The organism is Vibrio fujianensis (assembly GCF_002749895.1).
GTDB classification, from domain to species: Bacteria; Pseudomonadota; Gammaproteobacteria; order Enterobacterales; family Vibrionaceae; genus Vibrio; species Vibrio fujianensis.
In genome coordinates this window covers 2,575-4,798 of sequence record NZ_NBUS01000040.1, presented here as the reverse complement: position 1 = coordinate 4,798, position 2,224 = coordinate 2,575, and the positions used below count along the sequence as shown (strand labels likewise).

3 protein-coding genes are annotated in these 2,224 nt (G+C 43.0%); all 3 read left to right on the top strand.

The window, feature by feature from the left end:
• The coding region (locus B7C60_RS18035; RefSeq protein WP_245868801.1) for a hypothetical protein at window positions 1–114 on the top strand (114 nt) is incomplete at its 5' end.
• Window positions 115–123: 9 nt separating this feature from the next.
• A complete protein-coding gene (locus B7C60_RS05970; protein WP_099610867.1) occupies window positions 124–510 on the top strand; it encodes an ectoine synthase in 387 nt (128 codons plus the stop codon).
• Window positions 511–541: 31 nt separating this feature from the next.
• A complete protein-coding gene (locus tag B7C60_RS05965; protein ID WP_099610866.1) occupies window positions 542–1,975 on the top strand; it encodes an aspartate kinase in 1,434 nt (477 codons plus the stop codon).
• Window positions 1,976–2,224 lie beyond the last annotated feature (249 nt).

Sequence of the window (2,224 nt, the reverse complement as noted above, 5' to 3'; positions counted from 1 at the left end):
GTGAAATTTTTCTGCCCACTAACAATCAGTGAAGATGAGCTAGAACAAGGTCTAAATATTTTCCAACAAGCGGTTGAAAATGTGGTCCCCAATTTTATTCAAAAAGCGTCTTAAGGAAAAATCATGATTGTTAGAACATTAGAAGAGTGTCGTCAAAGTGAACGTCGTGTGGTGGCAAAAACGTGGGAAAGCGTTCGTATGTTACTCAAAGACGACAAGATGGGTTTTTCATTTCATATTACAAATATTTACCAAGGTACCGAGACACATATCCACTATAAAAATCACTTAGAATCCGTGTATTGCGTTTCCGGGGAAGGGGAAATTGAAGTGGTTGGCGGAGAAACGTATCCGATCAAACCAGGTACGTTATATATTCTTGATAAGCATGATGAACATTACTTACGTGCTTATAAAGGGGCGGATATGGTGATGGCGTGTGTCTTCAACCCACCGTTGACTGGTGCTGAAGTCCATGATGAAGATGGCGTCTATCCCATCATCGAATAACATCAATCCGTATTTAATACAAGGAGACCCCATGTCTTACACCGTAGAAAAAATCGGTGGTACTTCGATGTCTGCATTTGATGCAGTCCTCGATAATATTTTACTGAAACCGAACAATCCTTATGGTCGAGTATTTGTGGTTTCAGCTTATTCAGGGATGACCGATGCCTTACTCGAATGTAAACGTACGGGTAAACCAGGCATTTATCAGATGATTGCTAAGCGTGATGAAGGCTGGCAAGAAACCATGTATGAGCTTGAACAGCGCATGCTGATGATCAATGAAAATTTATTTGCCGATCCAATGAGCCGGATGCGGGCCGATAAGTTTATCCGTTCACGTATCTCAGAAGCGGTCAATTGTGTAAATAATATTTTGCAAACTTGCCAGTATGGACAGTTTTCTCTACGCCATTATTTACCGCAGATTAGAGAATTCCTCTCTTCGATTGGGGAAGCGCACAGCGCCTATAATACGGCTCTAAAATTAAAAGCGCTGGGTATTAATGCCCGATTTGTGGATTTGTCAGGATGGAATGAAGAGACGCGAGGCAAGCTTGATGAAGTCATTGAGCGTGCTTTTGCCGATATTGATGTCACGACAGAGCTGCCTATTGTGACAGGTTATGCTTATTGTGACGAAGGGCTGATGAAAACCTATGATCGTGGTTACAGTGAAATGACCTTTAGCCGGATTGCGGTATTGACCGAGGCCGATCAAGCCATTATTCACAAAGAGTATCACTTAAGTTCTGCTGACCCTCGTGTCGTTGGGCCGGAAAAAGTAAGTCCGATGGGGCAGACTAACTTTGATGTCGCCGATCAACTGGCTAACTTAGGCATGGAAGCGATTCACCCCAATGCTGCTGCTGGATTGAGAAATAAAGGCATTGAACTTCGCGTCAAAAATACCTTTGAGCCAGAGCATGCAGGAACGTTGATTGCTAACCACTATCAACCAGAAGCAAATAAAGTTGAGATCATTGCTGGACGTAATAAAGTCTTTGCCTTACATATGTTTGACCAAAGCATGGTTGGCAGTGTCGATAATGCCAGTTACGAATTGATGGAAATCATTGCTGAGGCGAAAGTTCATTTGGTGGGTAAGGAAATGAATGCAAACTCAATGACTTACTACCTCAGTGGCACGAGCGATAACCTTAACCATGTGCTGTATAAAGCGGAAAAACGTTATCCTAATGCTACCATTTCTGGAAAAATGGTAGCGTTAATCTCTGCGATTGGCGCATCAATCAATACCAATTTTGCATTAGGCAAAGGGATGCAAGCTTTAATCGAAGCTGGTGTAAATCCTATGGCAGCTCACTCTTCAATGCGAAACGTCAACGTTCAGTTTGTCGTTGAAGACAGTGATTATAACAGCGCTATTTGTTCGTTACACCAAGCGTTGATCGTTGATCAAAACGGCGGTAAACGAAACAATAAAAAAGTAAAAGCGGCCTAGTTGAATAGCAAACCCCCCATGGATTTTGATCTGTGGGGGGTTTGTTTTTTCTTTCAGTCCGTGTGGCTTGAATGAGTATTAATGGATGGTTGGCGCTAACCATTGTGCTAATTTTCTTAAGTCCACTTGGATGACCCAGCGCACGGGTTGGGTCACTGCCAGGGGAGACTGAGGCAAGGAAAAAATCACATCTTGACAGCGCTGTGGAAAAGCCATAGCTGCTGGCCATTGAGTACTCTTGTTGTTGGT